Raw genomic sequence first — 16,340 nt, 5'->3', positions numbered from 1 at the left:
GATCAGTCTTCTTTCAGTGTGACGAGGTAGGCCACCACGTCCTCGATCTGTTGCGCGGTCAGCAAGGGTTGTACCTCGCCGTCGCCATGCGCCTTGCCGGTATAAGCGTCACCCAAGCGGATGAACCCCACCGTCTTGTAAAACGATGGCATCCGGCTTTCGGGGAACATGATCTTGGCGTTGGCCACGATCCCGCGCAGCTCTGCCACCGACCAGCGGTCTGCGACGCCGTCCAATGCCGGGCCAATCTCGCCCTGAAATGGCAGGTGATCCAAATCGGAAACCTCGTGGCACGCAATGCAATTGCCTGCGCCCTTGTTCATTACCTCGGCCCCCGCAGCCGGGTCGCCCGGCTGACCAGAAAGCGACATTTCAACAGCGCCATCCACAAAGACAACATCCGTTGGCTCTACCGCCTCTGCAAATGCGGTCGTGGCTGCAAATATGGCTGCAACGCCAAGCCCCAATCCGTGTTTCATGTGCCCTCCCTAGGTCGATTCTTTGCCTTGGATGCTTTGCACACTACGGCACACAACGCCGCCGACGCAATGACAAATTCAACTAAATGAATTTTTGTATTTGTTCGCATCCGCAGAAAAAGGGGCAAGAATATTTGCAGCTGCAGAAAACAAACCATGCTGTCGTTGAGGTGAGGATTTCGGGTTTAACCAATTGTTTGGAACCACCGAACATTGTCCAGCATCCATTGCGCAATGACATTGACCGAGTTGGTGGCAATCAAAACGCCAAACAGTATCAACATCAGCCCCATCAGCTTCTCAATTCTGCCAAGGTGACGGCGAAACCGCGCCATCCATGTCATGAACGGCCCGATGAACAAGGCTGCCAATATGAACGGCAGGGTCATGCCCAGCCCGTAGGTGAACAGCAGAGACGCTCCCTGCCCCACCGTCTCTTGTCCCGCTGCTGTGAACAAAATGGCCGCCAGGACCGGGCCGACACAAGGTGTCCAACCAAAGGCGAAGGCCAAGCCAATTACATAAGCTCCCGCAAACCCGACAGCAGATGTTGTACCAGCTTGAGATTGCCACTGTCGGTACAAGATCCCAATTCGGATGACGCCCAGAAAGTGCAAACCCATCGCAATGATGATCCCCGCGGCAACCCAGCGTAGCGTATCGAAATACTCGCGCACGAAACTGCCAAAAAGCGTGGCGCTTGCCCCCAGTCCCACAAAAACCGTGATTACCCCCAGCGCAAAATAACAGGCCGCAATGACCGCTTGGCGACGCACCGCTGCCGAAATCTGCGCGCTGGCCGCGATCTGGCTCATCCCGACGCCGGCAAGGTAGCTGAGGTAGAATGGAACAATCGGCAGCACACAGGGCGATAGAAAAGACAGCAACCCGGCAATAAATGCGCCCAAAAACGTGACATCAAACATGTTCGTGAAGCGCCTCACCTTGAGTTATTCACAAATTAGATTATGATAAGAAGTTAAGACGCGTCAATGAAAGGGCCACACGGATGTTGAAGGTGCTGGCAATTGCCACAGTTGGGTTTCTTGCCCTGCCGGCCTCTGCTGATCCGGTCCTGTTAATGGCCGAGGAGGACGGTTGCTATTGGTGCGGTCGCTGGGACGCCGAGATTGCGCATATCTACCCCAAGACCCCCGAAGGCCAGGCCGCGCCATTGCAACGCTATGATTTGCGTGGCGAAACGCCCGACGTCGAGTTCGCTCAGAAAGTCCGCTTCACCCCAACATTCATCCTTATCGAAAACGGCAGGGAAATCGATCGGATCGAAGGTTATCCGGGCGAAGATTTCTTTTGGGGCCTTTTGACCATGATGTTTGAACGTGCCGGTATCGCCTTGGAACAAGCAAGCTGAACCGCTATGACACAAGATATGACGACAGAAATTAACCAATCCAGCGACACGCCCTCGCGTTTGCCGGTGTTCGACAAGAACATGTGCGAGGAAGACAAGGAACGTATGGCGCAGAACGCGCAGCGGGCGTCAAACTTCCTCAAGGCGATCAGCCACGAGGGACGCCTGATGATCCTGTGTCACCTCGCGTCGGGCGAGAAATCGGTTACCGAGCTCGAGGAACTGTTGTCGGCGCGTCAGGCCGCGGTCTCGCAACAGCTGACGCGACTGCGCCTTGAAGGGCTGGTGACGCCGCGCCGCGAAGGCAAGGCGATTTTCTACAGCTTGACAGACGACCGGCCGACGCAAATCATGGAAGTGGTCTACGACCTGTTCTGCAGGCAAGACTGACCGGGCGCTAAACCAGCGTTTGGTCCGGGAGGAAACAAATGCTGGAATTGCTTGGAGAGGCAAACACCACGGCGCTTATCGGTTTGCTTGGCGGCATCGCCCTTGGGCTGGCGGCGCGTGTTGGCCGTTTCTGCACACTGGGTGCCATCGAAGACACGTTATACGGCGCCGACGACCGGCGTCTGCGCATGTGGGCCATCGCCATTGGGGTTGCGATCATTGGCACCCATATCGCGATGACCTTTGATCAGTTTGATGTCGCCGCCACCGCATACCTGGATCGAGTTTGGAACCCCATCGGCACTGTCGTCGGCGGTTTAATGTTTGGCTATGGCATGGCGCTCAGCGGCAATTGCGGATACGGCGCCCTTGCGCGGTTGGGCGGCGGGGATCTGAGATCCTTTGTGATCGTTCTTGTCATGGGTCTGTCGGCATATTTCGTGATGTCCGGGCCGCTTGCACATGCCCGCGTCTGGTTGTTCCCGGTGGAAGAAAACGCGTCGAGCCCACAAGGGTTCAGCCAGTTGTTCGCCAACCTTGGCGTAACGCCCCTTGTCACGGGACTGCTGGCGGGCGGTGCCCTGCTGATTGTCGCGTTAAGCAAATCCGAGATGCGCCGGTCTTATGGTCAGATATTTTGGGGATGTGTCGTTGGCTTGGCGGTGGTGTCCGGGTGGGTTGGCACCTATTGGGTGGCCATGACCGGGTTCGAGGCAGAGCCCATCGAAACCCATACCTTCGCGGCCCCGATCGGTGACACGATTTTCTACACTATGACTGCGTCCGGCAACGCACTGTCTTTCAGCGTGGGCTCGGTCCTTGGCGTTGTGATCGGCGCGGCACTTGGCTCGTATTCCAAGGGTCACTTCCGTTGGGAGGCCTGCGAAGACCCGCGCGAGTTACGCCGACAAATCTTTGGTGCTGCCATTATGGGCCCCGGTGCCATTCTTGCCGTTGGCTGCAGCGTTGGTCAGGGGATCTCGGCCTTTTCGGTCCTCGCATTCAGTGCCCCTGTGGCCTTCGTGGCGATTTTCATCGGCGCGGCAATTGGTTTGCGTCAACTCATCATGGGTCTGGCACCCGCGGAATAAGGTGTCCCGGCCCGGCTGGACAATCCCGGGCCGTCACGCCAAAACCTTCACATGAACGATCCTGACAAACCTGCCACCTGTTGCCCGCCATCTGGTGGCAAATCGCGTACCGTTGCAGCGGAGCGCTTGGTGCAAAACCCGAAACGACCGGACGCCGACGCCGTCGCCATTCCCGGTGGCACCGCGTTAGTGGGCACGGCCGCACCTGAAATCCCCGACGACGGCGAAGACCCGATCCGGCGGCAAAAGGTAAAACCTTTCCGCATGGGGGCAACAGCGGTCTCCAACGCACAATTTGCCGAATTTGTCGAAGCCACCGGATATATGACCGAGGCCGAGCGCATTGGATGGTCGTTCGTCTTTTGGGCGCAAGTGCCGGAAAATGTTGGCCCGACACAAGCCGTTGCCGAAGTTCAGTGGTGGCGCCGCGTCGATGGTGCCAACTGGCGCGACGTGAACGGCCCGGGAACGGCGGACGCAGCCTGGCATCCCGATCACCCCGTCGTTCAGGTCTCGTGGAATGACGCGCGTGCTTACGCCGCATGGGTCGGTGGCGCCTTGCCGACCGAAGCAGAATGGGAGCATGCCGCACGCGGTGGCCTTGGCGACGTGCGCTTCCCTTGGGGCAATGACGAGCCGAACGACACCAACTATCTGCCCTGCAACATCTGGCAGGGTCGTTTCCCAGAGGTGAACACAGTTCAGGATGGGTTCTATACCACCGCTCCAGCACGGTCTTTTGAACCTAACGGCTTTGGCCTGTACAACCTCGTTGGCAATGTGTGGGAATGGACGGCCGATCCGTACCGTATCAAGTCACTCAAAAAGAAAGTTCGGCAACGGCTGGACGGAATGAAAGGCTATAAACTGTCCAAAGGCGGTTCGTTCCTTTGCCACAAATCCTACTGCTATCGGTACCGCATCGCCGCGCGGTCAGGCACCTCTCCTGACAGTGCCACCACCCACCATGGCTTCCGCGTAATTTGGCGCGATTAAAGTAGGGCCGCAGCCATCAGACGGTAAGTGATCTGCGCCGCGGTGAAGTCCCATGCGGCATTCCCATCTGGGGCCAGTTCAACCACGTCAATCCCCACACATTTTCGACCTTTCAGCGCATGCTCAACCAAATGCAGCACTTGGTAGTAGCTCAGTCCACCCGGAACAGGCGTACCTGTCGCAGGCATGATGGACGGGTCCAGCCCGTCAACGTCGAAACTGACATAAACCAGTTCGGGAAAGTCATCCGGCAAGTCGACTGCAAACCGATCGCGGGTCACCAGCTCTTCGGCATCCACGTGAAAAACACCGTTCACGGCACGGCTATCAACCTCTTGCTGGCACAGGGCGCGCACGCCAAACTGCGCCAGTTTTACGCCCTCTTTTGTGAGCAGATGCATGACCGACGCATGGCTGTGTATTTCACCCTGATAGGCGACCCGCAAATCCGCGTGGGCGTCGATCTGCACCACACCAACCGGCGCACCCAGCGCCCTGGACACCCCCATCACTGCGCCATAACTCAACGCGTGTTCACCACCCAGTGTTACAGGTATCTTGCCGTCCCGAACGGCCGCACCTGTCCGAGCCGCGATCCGCTCCATGACCTCTGGCAAAGGCCCTGTGCAATCTACTGCGGCCTCGGTCACGATGCCACTTGCGCAAGGTTCAACGCCGACACATAACCGCTCCAGCTCATCCGATGCTGCAATGATCGCCCCCGGCCCTTTTGCCGTTCCCGCTCCATAGGATACGGTGCGTTCAAGCGGCACGGGGATAACGCGGAACAGGCCACCTGAACCGCGTTCACTCTCGGTCAGCTCGCTGTCCAAAAAGACGCTCATGACAGGCGATCCTTAAAGTCGTCATAGCCAAATTCACGAATGATCCGCAGCGCGTCGGTCTTGCTGTTCCACAACACGATCGAGGGCAGCGGAACGCCGTTGAAGGTATTGGTTTTCACCATCGAATAATGTGCCTGGTCAAGGAAGGCGAAACGCTGACCGATCTGCAGGGGTTGTGACCAATGATAATCCCCGATCACATCCCCGGCCAGGCAGGATGGCCCGCCCAACCGATACCTGTGCCCGTCTGACACCTCGCCCAGCATAGCCGGGCGATAAGGGGCCTCGATCACGTCGGGCATGTGGCAGGTCGCCGAAATGTCCGTAATTGCCAGATCAACCCCGTTATGCGGCAGATCCAGAACCTCGCCCACCAGAATACCCGCGTCCAACGCCACTGCCTCGCCGGGTTCCAGATAAACCTCAACCCCGAAAGCGGCGCGCACGGCCCGCAGGAACGCAATCAGCCCCTCGCGATCATAATCGGCCCGCGTAATGTGATGCCCGCCCCCGAAATTCAGCCATTTCAGCCCCTTCATCCAAGGGGCCAATTGCGGTGCAACCGCATCCCACGTGCGCTGCAGCGGTGCAAAGCCCTGCTCGCACAACGTGTGCATATGCAGGCCGTCCACCTGTGCCATGACCGCGTCGTTCAACTGATCCACCGGCGTGCCAAGTCGCGAACAAGGGGCACAAGGATCGTACTTGGCCACCTCGCCCTCCGAGTGGCCCGGGTTTATGCGCAAGCCCACCGACTTTCGCGCTGCACGCACTTCATCGCCGAACCGTGCCAACTGAGACGGCGAATTGAAGATCACATGATCGCTCAGGCGCACGATTTCCGCCATTTCGCTCGCCTTGTAACCGGCGCTAAACGTGGCAACCTCACCACCATAAGCCGTGCGCCCCAACCGCGCTTCGAACAGGCCACTGGCACATGTGCCGCCCAGATAGCGCCCCACCAAAGGCGCCAGTTCAAACATTGAAAACGCTTTCAGTGCTGCCAACACATGCGCACCCGAGGCCGCCCCAACCTGCGCCAATACGGCGAGATTGCGTTCCACCGCCACCTCGTCCACCACGAAACAGGGGCTGGGCACGCGTGACAAGTCGAACTGCCGAAACGCACCAGCGTCCCCGGCCTGTGTCTCCATCATCGCGCCGGTCCCAGCTGTTCGCCAAGGGCCGGCTGCCGGCGGGGGTGGGCGGGTGGGACGACGGCAGACGGCTCGGCCATCAGAATGCCACCGGCCCGTCAAGTTCGTGCACCTGCCACGGCAGCCCCTGGCTATTCAGCATGTCCATGAAGTCATCGGGGTCCAACTGTTCCATGTTCCATACCCCCGGCGCCACCCAATTGCCCTTCAGCACCTGCGCGGCACCAATCATTGCGGGGACACCGGTGGTATAGCTCACGGCTTGCGAACCAACTTCGGCAAAACACTCTGCGTGATCGCAGATATTGTAGATATGAAAGGTCTTCTCGCCCGCGCCATCCTGCGCCTGCCCGGTCACGATATCGCCGATACAGGCCTTGCCCGTGGTTTCCTGCCCCAGACCGCCGGGATCGGGCAGCAGCGTTTTCAGGAACTGGATCGGAATGATCTCGTGCCCGTCATGCATCACCGGATAAATCCGGGTCATGCCGACATTCTCCAGCACCTTGGCATGCATGATATAGGCATCGCCAAAGGTCATCCAGAACCGCGCCCGTTCGATCTCGGGGAAATGGGTGCTCAGGCTTTCCAGCTCCTCGTGATACATCAGGTACATGTTGCGTTCGCCGATACCGGGGAAGTCAAATGCCACCTTATGCGTCATCGCGGGCGTAACCTGCCAGTCGCCACCTTCCCAGTGCCGCGCCTCCTGCAGCACTTCGCGCAGGTTGATCTCGGGGTTGAAATTGGTCGCAAAGGCCTGATCGTTTGACCCGCCATTGGCGTCCAGAATGTCGATCTGCCGGATCGAGGCCAGCTTGTGTTTCCTCAGCCAGGTTGCAAACACGCTGGTCACGCCGGGATCAAACCCCGAGCCCAAAATCGCCGTCAGCCCTGCGGCCTTGAACCGTTCCTGGTAAGCCCATTGCCAATGGTATTCGAACTTGGCCTCGTCCTCGGGCTCGTAATTCGCGGTGTCCAGGTAGTGGCACCCTGCCTCAAGACAGGCATCCATCAGCTTCAAATCCTGATACGGCAACGCCAGGTTCACCAGCAATTCGGCACCGGTTTCCCGGATCAAAGCCACCGTGGCCGCCACATCCATCGCATCCAGCTGCGCGGTTTTGATCGTCACGCCGGTACGCTCCAGCACGCTGGCAGCGATGGCATCACATTTCGACTTGGTTCGGCTCGCCAAGGTGATGTCCGAGAATATTCCGGCATTCATCGCCATTTTGTGCACGGCGGCGTGGCTGACGCCGCCTGCTCCAACAACCAAAACCTTAGACATGATCGTTCTCCTCAGCCCGCGTGGCGTTCATAATACGTATATCCGTTGATCGAGTCCCGGTAGGCGTTCATCAGCGCCCGTCGTTCCCCGGCCTTTACCGTCCCGTCCGAGATCGCCTCGTCGACCATCTTGCGGAAGGCTGCAACGCAATCGGCCGGGTCGTATTCAACGTAAGACATCACCTCGGATATCGTGTCGCCCTCCTGCTCGTGCAGCAGGTCGAACCCGCCATCGGCGCGCAGGTCGATGGTCACCACGTTGGTATCGCCAAAGAGGTTGTGCAGATCGCCCAATGTTTCCTGATAGGCGCCCACGAAGAACACGCCAAAATAATAGGGCTGATCCTCGGACAGAGAATGCACCGGCAGCGATGGCGCGATGCCCTCGGCCACAATGAACTGATCGATCTTGCCGTCGCTGTCGCAGGTGATATCCGACAGGATCGCCCGACGATCGGGCGCCTGGTTCAGCATTTGCAACGGCACAATCGGATGCAGCTGATCGATGGCCCAGACATCGGGCAGCGACTGAAACAGCGAGAAGTTGCAGTGATACACGTCGGCCACCTGCTGCAACTCGGCCTCAAGCTCGGCCCGGTCATCCATCTGTGCGACCAACGCCTTGATACGCGCGGTGAGCGACAGATAGATCTGTTCGGCCCGCGCCATCTGACGCAGATCGACCGCCCCCCGGCGGAAAAGCGCCCGCAGCTCGTCACGATAAAACCGCGCGTCGTTCCAGCATTCCTGCACCCGTTCGGGCACAAGATAACCGGCAACCGCCGCCAGATCGGCCACATGGTGGTGGTCGTCGGGTTCGGGCGGCGGCGCAGCAGGGGCGTCGTACAGCGTGCTTTCCAAAGCCTCGAAGATCAGCATCGACGAGGTCGCCGTCACCGCGCGCCCACTTTCGGTAACCAGCACGGGGTGGTCCAACTCTGCCTCGTCCATCGCATAGGCCACGGTTTCGACCACGTTATGGCAGTATTCGTTGACCGTGTAGTTGATCGAGTTTTCGGTCGCCCGTTTCTCGCCGGTGTAATCCACGCCCAGACCGCCGCCCAGATCCAGATGGGTCAGCGGCGCGCCCTCGTCCGTCAGCGCGGTGAAATAGCGGCACGCCTCGTCCACCGCGCGGCGCACGTCCTGGATATCGGGCACCTGGCTGCCCAGATGCGAATGCTGCAGCTTCAGGCAGTGCAGCAACCCCGCCTCGCGCAGCCGGTCGGTGACGCGCAGCAACTGATCCGAGTTCATGCCAAAGGTTGACCGGTCGCCCGAGCTTTCCTGCCACTTGCCGCCAATGCGATGGGTCAGCTTCACCCGCACGCCCAGTAGCGGCTCAAGCCCCAATTCGCGGCTGACTTCGATCACAGTTTCCGCTTCGCGCGGGCTTTCCAGCACGATCACCGTGTTGGCCCCCAGCCGCCGTGACAGGATGGCAAGGCGAATGAACTCGGCGTCCTTTACACCATTGCAAACGATCAACGCGTCCTTGGACAGCCGATGCGCCATGGCGATGACCAACTCGGGCTTGGAGCCGGCCTCCAACCCGTAGTCATAGGCCCGGCCGAACTCGACAATGCGGTCCACCACCTGTGCCTGCTGGTTCACCTTGATCGGGAACACACCGCGATACGGGGCGCGATAGTTAACGCGTGCAATGGCCTGTGCAAAGCTGTCATTAATCTTGGCAATCTCGGCCTCAAGAAACGACCGCACCCGCAGCACCATCGGCGCGGCAATCCCGCGCTGATCGAGATCGCGCAAAATACCCGGCAGGCTGATCGGCGCGGTATTGGGGTTGGCTGGGTCACACAACGCCACCTCGCCCTCGTCCGTCACCGCAATCAACTCGCGCCCCCAGCGTGAGATGCCATAGATTTCGTCCGGAGAGGGGATGATCTGCGTCAATCAGGTGGCCTTTGCATGCTGTGCGAGAAACAGAAAAGACGCCTCTTTCGGCGTCTTGAGCGCCTCTTAGCGCCAGCATTATCACAAATCAACTCTGAAAATGCGGCGCGAACCCACAGGCCGCGCCGCAATTCAGCTTAAAGGGTCGCCAATGCCGCGATAATTTCTTCTGGCTCTGCGCGGATACGATAGTTCGGGTTCACAAAGGTGCTGGCGATCTTGCCGTCCTGGCCAATGACAAACACACCAGGCACTGGCAGTGTCCAGTTCGCGGTGCCATTGCGTTCGGTCAGGGGCACACCCAGTTGCGTCAAAACCTCTTCATGCTCGGACGGGACGCGCAGGGTCACACCAAAGGCTTCGCCAACTTCGTCGGCAACGTCGTATAGCACGTCGAAGGTCAGGCGGTGCTTTTCCGCCATCACGGTCGAATGGTCGGGTTTTTCCGGTGACACCGCCACCAACTGCGCCCCGTATTTTGCGAACTCTACCAGATTGTCCTGATAGTGTTTCAGCTGGATATTGCAGAACGGGCACCAATCGCCGCGAAAGAAAAACAGCACCAGCGGGCCTTTGGCCAGGTATTCGGACAGCGCGCGTGGCGTACCGTCGAAATTGTTCAACGTGAATGCCGGGGCCGTCTGCCCAACTGCCAGCGGAGAATACGGCGTTTCCCCGTCAATCATCCGCTGCATTCCGGTATTGATCTTCTCGACAATTTCGCCTGGCATCTGCTGTGCAGCGTTTTCCCACAGCTGGGCCGCTTCACTGTTCATTGCATTCATGGGTGCTCTCCTGGGGTTGGAATTGGGCCACGCCGGCCCGACGTCCCAAGACGTAGCCATCCTCAACGCTGCGATTAGGGACGGTTTCAGGATAAGATTTATGCGGTTTCCCGCTTAATGACCGGGCAATTCGGCGAAACCACCGCACAATTCGGCGGCACTCGCCTCTGCATTGTGCAGGTTTGGCACGTGAGCCTCTACACCGGCGGGCCTGACGTTTAGATGATCCCAAAGGGAGGTCAATCCACGGTGCAACGCGCCGTAAACTGGAGACGTCCCATGTGCCTGACCACCGAAGCCCTTGTGCTGTTTCTCAACCTGATCAACCCGCAGATCGTCACGACCGAGCCGCAGATGATCACCGTTCATGCCGCACAAGGTGACGTGGTCTGGCTGGCCGCCGGCGATAACTGGTGCTCTGAAAACCTGCGCTCGGACCGGCTGGCAAGCGCCGAGTGATCACACTGCGCCGCGGAACCCCGTGGCAACCACGAATTTTTCCGAGCTGTCAGACCGGCTTGACGGTGGCTTTACGTTCGCAACCTTGTTGAACCGCTGCTTCAGCAGCTTTTGCAGCTCACCTTCGGCCCCACCTGCCAGAACCTTGGCAACAAAGGTACCGCCCTCGTCCAGCACGTCGAAGGCAAAATACGCCGCCGCCTCGCATAGCGAGATAATCCGCAGGTGGTCAGTCTGTTTATGGCCTGAACTGGCCGCCGCCATGTCAGACATCACCACATCGGCCTTGCCGCCCAGCCATTCGCGGACCTGCCGATCGGCGTCGTCTTCCATAAAGTCCAGCTGATGGATCTCGGCCCCCGGCAGCGGTTCAACCTCTTGCAGGTCCACACCCAGCACCCGGCCCACAGCCTTGCCCTTTTTCTCGCCAAGCGCATTCACCCGCTTGATCGCCACCTGCAACCAGCCACCGGGCGCACAGCCAAGGTCAACCACGCGGGCGCCGGGCACAAGGAAGCGATATTTTTCGTCCAGCTCGAGGATTTTGAATGCCGCGCGCCCCCGATAGCCTTCGGCTTGGGCCCGTTTGACATACGGGTCATTCAACTGTCGCTGCAGCCAGCGCGTCGAACTGATGCGCCGCCCGCGCGCGGTCTTCACCTTGACCGTCAGGTCGCGATTTCCGCGTCCGGATGTGTTCTTTCTTGGCATTCCTGCCCCCTTGTTGCCGGTCTGGTGCTAGTACGGCCCATCTTCGAGCACCCCATTGGTGCTCATTTGCGCATAAAGCAACCCCTCGCGCAGCCCGCGATCGGCCACGGACAGCCGGTCAGTTGGCCAAATGCGCATCAACGCCTGCAGAATTGCAGCTCCGGACATGATCAACGCATGCCGATCCCGGCCGATGCGCGGATCGGTGCGCCGCCCCTCTGGGCCAAGCGCCAGATAGTCACGGATCACCCCGTCGATCTGGTCTGACGTCATACGCAGACCGTCCACCTTGTTTCGATCATAGCGCCGCAGCCCCAGGAACGAGGCCGCCACCGTGGTGACGGTGCCCGAGGTCCCGACGATCTGAAACCCTTCGCGTGTCTGTTCCTCGGCATAGGGCGAAAACTCCGACAGGTTCTCTTCGAAATACCAGCTCATCAACGCGAACCGCGCCGCGTCGTCGGTGACATCGTCGAACTGGTCGCGCAACGTCGCAACCCCCAGCGGGACCGAGATCCAGTCCACTACCTTGGCGGCCTGAAACGGGCTTTCGGTCGTGTGAAAGCCTGCATGCAGGCGCATGATTGCACCGGGGCGTTCGGCGCGGGGCACAGAGGTCAGATCCATCCACACCAACTCGGTCGAGCCGCCACCGATATCCACCACCAACAGCTGCTCGGTCTTTGTTGACACCAAGGGCGCGCAGCTGACCACGGCCAGGCGCGCCTCTTCCTCGGGCTCGATGATCTCGATGGTCAGGCCGGTTTCGCGCTTGGCCAGGCGCACAAAATCGCGCGCGTTCTTGGCGCGCCTGCAGGCCTCGGTCGCGACCATGCGGCAATGTTTGACGTTGTGACGTTCCAGCTTGCCCTTGCAAATACGCAAAGCCTGCATGGTACGGCCAATGGACGCACGGGAAAGCCTGCCAGATGCCTCCAACCCCGCGCCCAATTGCACGTTCTTGGAAAAGCTGTCCACCACGTGAAACTGGTTGCCCTTGGGTTGGGCAATCAGCATGCGACAGCTATTTGTGCCCAGATCCAAAGCGGCATAAAGCTCGGACGGATCAGGGCGTTTCGGCGCGGGGCTCTCGACCGCTTTGGGGAACGCGCCCGCACCTTCGGGACGCTTGGGCGCCATTTGATCGCCCTCCAACTTGAGTTAACGACCAGCCTAGTCTGACCGCATCGCGTGTGCAAGGGCGTGAACCGGTTCATAAAGGTGTTGAGAATTTTTCGCGTTACCCCCTATTGGCCCCTACCATGTCCCACATGTAGAAGCAGGGACCGGGCGCAAAGGGTGCCCGGCTGGCAAGAAAGGCAAACGGCGCAATGCCCGATGTGACAATCGTTTATTGGCGTGACATCCCCGCCCAGGTGATCGTTGGCAAAGGCCGCCGCGCGCAAAAGGCCGTGCTGCCCGAACGCTTTGAGCAAGCCATCGACCGTTGCGCGATGAAGGTTGGCGCGCGCGACAGCGACGCCTATCTGGCCGAATGGCGCAAGGCCGCGCCCTTTGCGGCCGAGGGCGATGCCGACACCCTGATCGCCGAACACATCACCCGACTGGATACCGAGTTTGATACCCCGCGCCTGCGTCAGCTGATCGAAAACGACGGCTGGCAGGCACCGCAGGATAAAGGATAACGCCGATGACCCGCACCGTGCTGGAATCGAAGACCAAAACCGTCACCATCGGCTTTGACGAGCCGTTTTGCGTCATCGGCGAGCGGATCAACCCGTCGGGCCGTGCCAAGCTGAATGCCGAGCTTGAGGCGGGCGATTTTTCCACCGTCGAGGCCGATGCCCTGGCCCAGGTCGCCTGCGGCGCGCAGGTGCTGGACGTGAACTCGGGCGCGGTGTTCAAGAACAAGATGGCCGAAGACCCGCGCTACGCCGACAACAACTTTTCCGAACCGCCCCTGATGAAAGAGCTGATCCAGCGCGTGCAGGCCGTCACCGATGTGCCGCTGTGCATCGACAGCTCGGTCACCGGCGCGATCGAGGCCGCGCTAGAGGTGGTCGAAGGCCGCCCCCTGATCAACTCCACCACCGGCGAAAGCGAGAAGATGGAGGCGATCTTGCCGCTTTGTGCCAAGCACAAGCTGCCCGTGGTGGCGATTTCCAATGACGAGGCCGGGATTTCCGAAGACCCCGATGTGCGGTTCGAAGTGGCCCGCAAGATCGTACAGCGCGCCGCCGATCATGGCGTGCCGGCCCATGACATCGTGGTGGACCCGCTGGTGATGCCGGTGGGCGCCATGGCCACCGCCGGGCGGCAGGTCTTTACCCTGGTGCGCCGTCTGCGCGAAGAGCTGGGCGTGAACACCACCTGCGGTGCCTCCAATATCAGTTTCGGCCTGCCCAACCGGCATGGCATTAACGCCGCTTTCCTGCCCATGGCCATCGGCGCGGGTATGACCAGCGCCATCATGAACCCGGTTCGCCCAGTGGAAATGGAGGCCGTCCGCGCCGCCAATTTCCTAATGGATCACGATGCCAATGGTGCGGCCTGGATCGGCTTTTCCCGCGTGTTGGACGCGGTGAAAGAGGGCGCAAGCTTCCCCGAAGCCTCGAAATCCGCGGCATCTGCGGGCCGTAGCGGGCGACGCCGTCGCCGCGGGTAAACCATGACCGACGCCCCCGATCCCCTGGTGATCTTCACCCCATCCGGCAAACGTGGCCGGTTCCCGGCGGGCACGCCGATCCTGACGGCGGCGCGGCAGTTGGGGGTGGATCTGGAATCGGTCTGCGGCGGGCGCGGTGTCTGCTCTAAATGTCAGGTTGCGCCCACCTTTGGTGAGTTTGCCAAACATGGGGTCACGTCGTCCGAAGGCGCGGTTGGCCCGATGAACGCGGTCGAGCAACGCTATGACCGGGTGCGCGGGTTGATCGACGGGCGGCGGCTGGGCTGTCAGGCCACGGTGCAGGGCGATCTGGTGGTCGACGTGCCGGCCGACAGCCAGCTGCACAAACAGGTGGTTCGCAAACGGGCCGAGGCGCGCACCATCACCATGGACCCGGCTACCCGGCTGCAATGTGTCGAGGTGGAACAGCCCGACATGCACGCCCCGACCGGCGATCTGGAACGGCTGAAAACCGCGCTGGCCCTGCCCGACCTGCAGGTGCCCCCGGCGTTTCTGTCGCACCTGCAACCCCTTCTGCGCAAAGGCAATTGGCAGGTGACGGCGGCCATTTTCGAAGACCACACCGGCGCCCCCCCGCGCCTGTTGGACCTGTGGCCCGGCTATCGCGAAACGCCGCTATATGGTCTTGCGGTGGACCTCGGCTCCACCACCATCGCCGCGCATCTGACGCGGCTGGACACGGGAGCGGTTGTCGCTGCCTCGGGCGTGATGAACCCGCAGATCCGGTTTGGCGAAGACCTGATGAGCCGCGTGTCCTATGCCATGATGAACCCCGGCGGCGCGGCAGAGATGCGCGACGCGGTGCGCACGGCGCTGGCCGACCTGGCCGCCGCCTTGGTGGCCGAGGCTGATCTGGACGCGCGCGACGTGGTCGAGGCAACGATTGTCTGCAACCCGGTGATGCACCATATTTTATTGGGGATTGACCCGGTGGAACTGGGCCAGGCGCCCTTTGCGCTGGCAGTTTCCGACGCGCTGAACCTTGCCGCCGGTGACCTTGATCTGGGCACGATCAACCCGGCGGGCCGTGTCTATATCCTGCCCTGTATCGCCGGCCATGTGGGGGCGGATGCGGCCGCCGTGGCGCTGTCTGAATCGCCCCACCGGGCCGAGCCACTAACGCTGATCGCCGATGTCGGCACCAATGCCGAGATCATTTTGGGCAACAAATCCAAGCTGTTGGCCTGCTCCTCGCCCACGGGCCCCGCGTTCGAGGGCGCGCAGATCGCCCATGGCCAACGCGCCGCGCCGGGGGCCATCGAGCGGGTTGAAATCAACCCCGAAACCAAGGCGCCGCGCATTCGGATCATTGGCAATGACCATTGGTCGGACGCGGAGGAGTTTGGCACCGACACCGCCGTTTCGGGGATCTGCGGTTCAGGGATTATCGAGGCGGTGGCCGAGATGCGCATGGCCGGTGTGATGGACGCCTCGGGCCTGATCGGATCGGCGGAACAAACCGGCTCGGACCGCTGCGTACCCGATGGCCGGACGTATAAATTCCTGCTGTGGGCAGGCGGGGAAACCGGGCCGGATATCTATGTCACCCAAGGCGACATCCGTGCGATTCAGCTTGCAAAATCAGCACTTTATGCCGGGGCGCGGCTGTTGATGGACGAGCTGGGCGTCGACCATGTGGACCGCGTCGTGCTGGCCGGGGCCTTTGGCGCACATATCTCGCCCAAACACGCGATGGTGCTGGGCATGATCCCCGATGCGCCGCTGGACCAGGTCAGCTCGGCCGGCAACGCCGCCGGCACCGGCGCCAGAATTGCGTTGTGCAACAAGGCGATGCGGGCCGAGGTTGAGGCCCTGGTGCGGCAGATCCAAAAGGTTGAAACGGCGATTGAACCGCGGTTTCAGGAGCATTTTGTCGCCGCAAACGCCCTGCCCCATGCCAGCGATCCCTTCCCGCACCTGCGCGCGGTCACCCCCCTGCCGGATGTGCAGTTCAACGCCGCGGCGGGGCAAGGCCGCCGCCGACGTCGTCGCGACGGCTGAGCCTGCCAGTTTCCGGTTGACCCTCGCGGCGGGATTGACTACCCATCACGAACCTTGAGCGGGTATGGTGAAATGGTATCATGCGAGCTTCCCAAGCTTAAGGTGCGGGTTCGATTCCCGCTACCCGCTCCAATCCCTCCCCATTGAACCGAAACCGGATAATTTGGTTAAGAATTAGTTGCCGAATCCTTCTCGCATTGGCT

17 protein-coding genes and 1 tRNA gene are annotated in these 16,340 nt (G+C 60.7%); 9 read left to right on the top strand and 9 right to left on the bottom strand.

From position 1 onward, the window contains the following. Window positions 1–2: 2 nt before the first annotated feature. A complete protein-coding gene (gene soxX / locus ACMU_RS05350; RefSeq protein WP_035256925.1) occupies window positions 3–479 on the bottom strand; it encodes a sulfur oxidation c-type cytochrome SoxX in 477 nt (158 codons plus the stop codon). A 185-nt stretch (window positions 480–664) separates the two neighbouring features. Beyond that, the gene (locus ACMU_RS05345; protein ID WP_035256922.1) at window positions 665–1,405 is read right to left on the bottom strand and encodes a cytochrome c biogenesis CcdA family protein; all 741 of its coding nucleotides are present in this window, start codon (window positions 1,403–1,405) and stop codon (window positions 665–667) included. A gap of 83 nt (window positions 1,406–1,488) precedes the next feature. Between ACMU_RS05345 and ACMU_RS05340 the strand changes: the two genes are divergently transcribed. Genes ACMU_RS05340 through ACMU_RS05325 form a run of 4 tightly spaced genes read left to right on the top strand, consistent with a single transcriptional unit; the run spans window position 1,489 to window position 4,328 of the window. Then, the gene (locus ACMU_RS05340; RefSeq protein ID WP_035256920.1) at window positions 1,489–1,851 is read left to right on the top strand and encodes a thioredoxin domain-containing protein; all 363 of its coding nucleotides are present in this window, start codon (window positions 1,489–1,491) and stop codon (window positions 1,849–1,851) included. Window positions 1,852–1,869: 18 nt separating this feature from the next. Then, window positions 1,870–2,241 carry an ArsR/SmtB family transcription factor gene (locus ACMU_RS05335; RefSeq protein WP_236626198.1) on the top strand — a complete coding sequence of 124 codons (372 nt, stop codon included), beginning with the start codon at window positions 1,870–1,872 and terminating at the stop codon, window positions 2,239–2,241. Between the two features lie 38 nt (window positions 2,242–2,279). After that, complete coding sequence (locus ACMU_RS05330; RefSeq protein ID WP_035256917.1) at window positions 2,280–3,332, top strand: YeeE/YedE family protein; 1,053 nt, start codon at window positions 2,280–2,282, stop codon at window positions 3,330–3,332. A gap of 51 nt (window positions 3,333–3,383) precedes the next feature. Then, window positions 3,384–4,328, top strand: coding sequence for a formylglycine-generating enzyme family protein (locus ACMU_RS05325; protein WP_081805399.1), 945 nt, complete (start codon window positions 3,384–3,386; stop codon window positions 4,326–4,328). Here the strand turns inward: ACMU_RS05325 and speB are convergent. From speB to ACMU_RS05300, 5 genes are all read right to left on the bottom strand, one after another. Next, window positions 4,325–5,173: an agmatinase gene (speB, locus tag ACMU_RS05320; protein WP_035256914.1), complete on the bottom strand. Its 849-nt coding sequence runs from the start codon at window positions 5,171–5,173 to the stop codon at window positions 4,325–4,327. The genes ACMU_RS05325 and speB overlap by 4 nt on opposite strands. After that, window positions 5,170–6,330: a carboxynorspermidine decarboxylase gene (locus tag ACMU_RS05315; protein ID WP_201769869.1), complete on the bottom strand. Its 1,161-nt coding sequence runs from the start codon at window positions 6,328–6,330 to the stop codon at window positions 5,170–5,172. The genes speB and ACMU_RS05315 overlap by 4 nt, the downstream gene beginning before the upstream one ends. Before the next feature lie 79 nt (window positions 6,331–6,409). Continuing rightward, window positions 6,410–7,621, bottom strand: coding sequence for a saccharopine dehydrogenase family protein (locus ACMU_RS05310; protein ID WP_035256912.1), 1,212 nt, complete (start codon window positions 7,619–7,621; stop codon window positions 6,410–6,412). A gap of 11 nt (window positions 7,622–7,632) precedes the next feature. Beyond that, the gene (gene speA, locus ACMU_RS05305) at window positions 7,633–9,534 is read right to left on the bottom strand and encodes a biosynthetic arginine decarboxylase (RefSeq protein WP_035256910.1); all 1,902 of its coding nucleotides are present in this window, start codon (window positions 9,532–9,534) and stop codon (window positions 7,633–7,635) included. A 137-nt stretch (window positions 9,535–9,671) separates the two neighbouring features. Beyond that, window positions 9,672–10,319, bottom strand: a complete 648-nt coding sequence (locus ACMU_RS05300) for a peroxiredoxin-like family protein (RefSeq protein WP_035256907.1) — start codon at window positions 10,317–10,319, stop codon at window positions 9,672–9,674. A 279-nt stretch (window positions 10,320–10,598) separates the two neighbouring features. Between ACMU_RS05300 and ACMU_RS05295 the strand changes: the two genes are divergently transcribed. Continuing rightward, window positions 10,599–10,778, top strand: coding sequence for a hypothetical protein (locus tag ACMU_RS05295; RefSeq protein ID WP_035256903.1), 180 nt, complete (start codon window positions 10,599–10,601; stop codon window positions 10,776–10,778). Here the strand turns inward: ACMU_RS05295 and ACMU_RS05290 are convergent, their stop codons facing one another. Both ACMU_RS05290 and ACMU_RS05285 read right to left on the bottom strand, forming a co-directional pair. Continuing rightward, on the bottom strand, window positions 10,779–11,489 hold the full coding sequence (locus ACMU_RS05290) for an RlmE family RNA methyltransferase (RefSeq protein ID WP_035256900.1): 711 nt from the start codon (window positions 11,487–11,489) through the stop codon (window positions 10,779–10,781). A gap of 27 nt (window positions 11,490–11,516) precedes the next feature. Next, window positions 11,517–12,629 (bottom strand): Ppx/GppA phosphatase family protein, encoded by a 1,113-nt coding sequence (locus tag ACMU_RS05285; protein WP_035256898.1) that lies wholly within the window; start codon window positions 12,627–12,629, stop codon window positions 11,517–11,519. Window positions 12,630–12,820: 191 nt separating this feature from the next. Between ACMU_RS05285 and ACMU_RS05280 the strand changes: the two genes are divergently transcribed. From ACMU_RS05280 to ACMU_RS05265, 4 genes are all read left to right on the top strand, one after another. Continuing rightward, window positions 12,821–13,135 (top strand): virulence factor, encoded by a 315-nt coding sequence (locus ACMU_RS05280; RefSeq protein WP_035256896.1) that lies wholly within the window; start codon window positions 12,821–12,823, stop codon window positions 13,133–13,135. Between the two features lie 5 nt (window positions 13,136–13,140). Beyond that, entirely contained in the window at window positions 13,141–14,115 is a 975-nt protein-coding gene (locus tag ACMU_RS05275; RefSeq protein WP_035256893.1) for a methyltetrahydrofolate cobalamin methyltransferase, read from the top strand. Window positions 14,116–14,118: 3 nt separating this feature from the next. Beyond that, window positions 14,119–16,137 (top strand): ASKHA domain-containing protein, encoded by a 2,019-nt coding sequence (locus ACMU_RS05270; RefSeq protein ID WP_035256891.1) that lies wholly within the window; start codon window positions 14,119–14,121, stop codon window positions 16,135–16,137. 58 nt (window positions 16,138–16,195) lie between these two features. Further along, window positions 16,196–16,269: transfer RNA gene (locus ACMU_RS05265), tRNA-Gly, on the top strand. The last annotated feature ends 71 nt before the right edge of the window (window positions 16,270–16,340 follow it).

The sequence above is a fragment of the Actibacterium mucosum KCTC 23349 genome (assembly GCF_000647975.1).
Taxonomy (GTDB): Bacteria; Pseudomonadota; Alphaproteobacteria; order Rhodobacterales; family Rhodobacteraceae; genus Actibacterium; species Actibacterium mucosum.
This window is presented reverse-complemented; position numbering and strand designations above follow the sequence as displayed.

Bases quoted from the DNA above. Each gene is read 5' to 3' on its own strand.
- ACMU_RS05280 (WP_035256896.1), top strand. From the start codon at position 12,821: ATGCCCGATGTGACAATCGTTTATTGGCGTGACATCCCCGCCCAGGTG.
- speB (WP_035256914.1), bottom strand. From the start codon at position 5,173: ATGAGCGTCTTTTTGGACAGCGAGCTGACCGAGAGTGAACGCGGTTCA.
- ACMU_RS05285 (WP_035256898.1), bottom strand. From the start codon at position 12,629: ATGGCGCCCAAGCGTCCCGAAGGTGCGGGCGCGTTCCCCAAAGCGGTC.
- ACMU_RS05270 (WP_035256891.1), top strand. From the start codon at position 14,119: ATGACCGACGCCCCCGATCCCCTGGTGATCTTCACCCCATCCGGCAAA.
- ACMU_RS05325 (WP_081805399.1), top strand. From the start codon at position 3,384: ATGAACGATCCTGACAAACCTGCCACCTGTTGCCCGCCATCTGGTGGC.
- ACMU_RS05275 (WP_035256893.1), top strand. From the start codon at position 13,141: ATGACCCGCACCGTGCTGGAATCGAAGACCAAAACCGTCACCATCGGC.
- ACMU_RS05315 (WP_201769869.1), bottom strand. From the start codon at position 6,330: ATGATGGAGACACAGGCCGGGGACGCTGGTGCGTTTCGGCAGTTCGAC.
- ACMU_RS05330 (WP_035256917.1), top strand. From the start codon at position 2,280: ATGCTGGAATTGCTTGGAGAGGCAAACACCACGGCGCTTATCGGTTTG.
- ACMU_RS05335 (WP_236626198.1), top strand. From the start codon at position 1,870: ATGACGACAGAAATTAACCAATCCAGCGACACGCCCTCGCGTTTGCCG.
- ACMU_RS05290 (WP_035256900.1), bottom strand. From the start codon at position 11,489: ATGCCAAGAAAGAACACATCCGGACGCGGAAATCGCGACCTGACGGTC.
- ACMU_RS05295 (WP_035256903.1), top strand. From the start codon at position 10,599: ATGTGCCTGACCACCGAAGCCCTTGTGCTGTTTCTCAACCTGATCAAC.
- soxX (WP_035256925.1), bottom strand. From the start codon at position 479: ATGAAACACGGATTGGGGCTTGGCGTTGCAGCCATATTTGCAGCCACG.
- ACMU_RS05300 (WP_035256907.1), bottom strand. From the start codon at position 10,319: ATGAATGCAATGAACAGTGAAGCGGCCCAGCTGTGGGAAAACGCTGCA.
- ACMU_RS05340 (WP_035256920.1), top strand. From the start codon at position 1,489: ATGTTGAAGGTGCTGGCAATTGCCACAGTTGGGTTTCTTGCCCTGCCG.
- ACMU_RS05345 (WP_035256922.1), bottom strand. From the start codon at position 1,405: ATGTTTGATGTCACGTTTTTGGGCGCATTTATTGCCGGGTTGCTGTCT.
- ACMU_RS05310 (WP_035256912.1), bottom strand. From the start codon at position 7,621: ATGTCTAAGGTTTTGGTTGTTGGAGCAGGCGGCGTCAGCCACGCCGCC.